Raw genomic sequence first — 2,030 nt, 5'->3', positions numbered from 1 at the left:
ATCTGACTTACTTCGCTTTGCTAAAAATGCCGGTATCTTCTGTTTAGACATCTTAGATATCACTAGCGTTTTGAGCATTCCAAAAACAAATCCCATTCCAATGACAGCCTTCACCCCACTTGAATCTCCGGCTTGAACCAGTGTTCCATCGGATTTTAACGCCGCACGAAGCTGCTTCAATGTGTAGTTACCAGCCGTCTGAACAATAACGTCGTACTTATCTACACCTGTAAAGAAATCTTCCTTTTTATAATCTATAACTCGATCGGCACCGATTGATTTCACCATGTCAACATTTACCGTGCTGCACACACCAGTAACGTTGGCACCAAATGCTTTAGCAATCTGAACTGCAAAAGTTCCTACCCCGCCTGATGCGCCAACAATCAAAACTCTCTGACCAGCCTTGACTCCGGCTTTATCGCGCAGAGCTTGGATGGCAGTAAAACCTGCCATCGGTACAGCAGCTGCCTCTTCGTAATTCAAACTCGCAGGCTTCAAAGCTAATGAATTTTTACCAAATACCGCGAAATCCGATAGCGCTCCCATGCTTTCTCCATAGACCTCATCGCCAACTTTGAACTCTGAAACCTTTGCTCCCACGGTTTCCACAATCCCGGCCATATCTAGCCCGAAACTGCCTTTCTTGGGTTTTAACAGACCACTTTGCAGCCGAACTAAATAAGGCGTCCCCCGCATGAAGTGCCAGTCTGCAGGATTGATGGAGACCGCTTGGACTTTCACTAGTACCTGATTTTCGGTAATCGTCGGAACATCTACCTCTGAGATCTCTAAAACCTCGGCCGAGCCGTATTTTTTGTATGTAACTGACTTCATTTCTCTCCCCCATTGACTTACACTGTACGCTTATGGTGTAAGGTACACCTATGCCAAAACGATTGTCAAATTCAAAAGCCGCTCCAAAACTTAAAATTCGCGAAAATTTGAGTAGGAAGCGCATTGTGAAAGCTGCCGTTGCTATCGCTGATCGCGATGGAATTGATTCTTTAAGTATGCGAAAGCTCGGCTTAGAACTAGATGTCAAAGCCATGTCGCTTTATAACTACATAGCCAATAAGGAAGAGCTCCTTGATGCGATGTGTGATTTCATTGTTAGCCTCTTTGAAAAGCCCAAGAAAAACGTTGAATGGAAAGAATCTGTGCGTCGCAGTTCACTCTCGGCCCACAAAGTTCTCTGGAAACATCCATGGGCATGCGGCCTTAGTATGTCTCGCCCAAATATTGGAAGTGAATCAATAGTGTATGCAGAAACAATGATGGGCGTGTTTCGAAGAGCGGGATTTTCGCCTCAACTTACGCACCATGCGTTGCATGCAGTAGATAATCACGTGTATGGCTCTAGCCTTCAAGAAATCGGTCTCAAAGATGGCTTACAATCTTTCGGCCCCGAAATAGCCGCCATATATATGCAACAGATGGTAGACAAGTTTCCATACGCAAGTGAAATTATTCGCGAAGCCACCCACGATCACCAAATAGAGTTTGAATTTGTTCTCGATTTATTATTAGACGGACTCGAAAGGGTGCGCGATAAGTCGGCGGTGAAGCTCTAACGCTTAGCCCCTCTTGCGTTGACAACGTGGGCAAAAATGCGAAGAACGTTGCCCCACAATAATTCGCATGATCGGCGTACCGCAGCGAGGACATGGCCGACCACTCTGTCCATAAGCGGCTAGAGATTGCTCAAAGAAGCCGCTCTCGCCATTGACGTTGATGTAAAGATCATCAAAAGATGTGCCTCCTTGTAAGATCGCCTCGCTCATTACTTCGATTGCGCTATTTATTACTATCTCGATTTTCTTTAGCGACATCTGGCTAGTGAGCGTTTCGGGATGGAGCTTTGCGCGCCAGAGCGCCTCATCGGCGTAGATATTGCCAACCCCACTCATAATTCCTTGGCTAAGCAGAGCGGTTTTAATTTTCACATTTCGTTTCGCATATTTTCCTATTGTCATGGCTCTGTCGAATCCTGGGTCGAAGGGATCTAGTCCAATGTGGGCCACGGAGGT

The 2,030-nt window shown here is 46.1% G+C and carries 3 protein-coding genes; 1 reads left to right on the top strand and 2 read right to left on the bottom strand.

Annotation, left to right across the window (positions count from 1 at the left end; translation table 11 throughout):
- Window positions 1-837 (bottom strand): NAD(P)-dependent alcohol dehydrogenase (locus Q8K48_06360; GenBank protein ID MDP1852022.1); only part of this gene is annotated, 837 nt, incomplete at its 3' end.
- 50 nt (window positions 838-887) lie between these two features.
- On the opposite strand from Q8K48_06360, the gene Q8K48_06355 reads away from it, so the two are divergent.
- A complete protein-coding gene (locus Q8K48_06355; protein ID MDP1852021.1) occupies window positions 888-1,574 on the top strand; it encodes a TetR/AcrR family transcriptional regulator in 687 nt (228 codons plus the stop codon).
- A gap of 3 nt (window positions 1,575-1,577) precedes the next feature.
- On the opposite strand, the gene Q8K48_06350 is transcribed toward Q8K48_06355, so the two are convergent.
- Window positions 1,578-2,030, bottom strand: a 453-nt coding sequence (locus Q8K48_06350; GenBank protein MDP1852020.1) for a zinc finger domain-containing protein, incomplete at its 5' end; no start/stop codon positions are given.

Source organism: Candidatus Planktophila sp. (genome assembly GCA_030681675.1).
Taxonomy (GTDB): Bacteria; Actinomycetota; Actinomycetes; order Nanopelagicales; family Nanopelagicaceae; genus Planktophila.
This window is presented reverse-complemented; position numbering and strand designations above follow the sequence as displayed.

What these genes read in the sequence shown, in the direction of transcription:
- Q8K48_06355 (MDP1852021.1), top strand. Translation starts at nt 888, where the DNA reads ATGCCAAAACGATTGTCAAATTCAAAAGCCGCTCCAAAACTTAAAATT.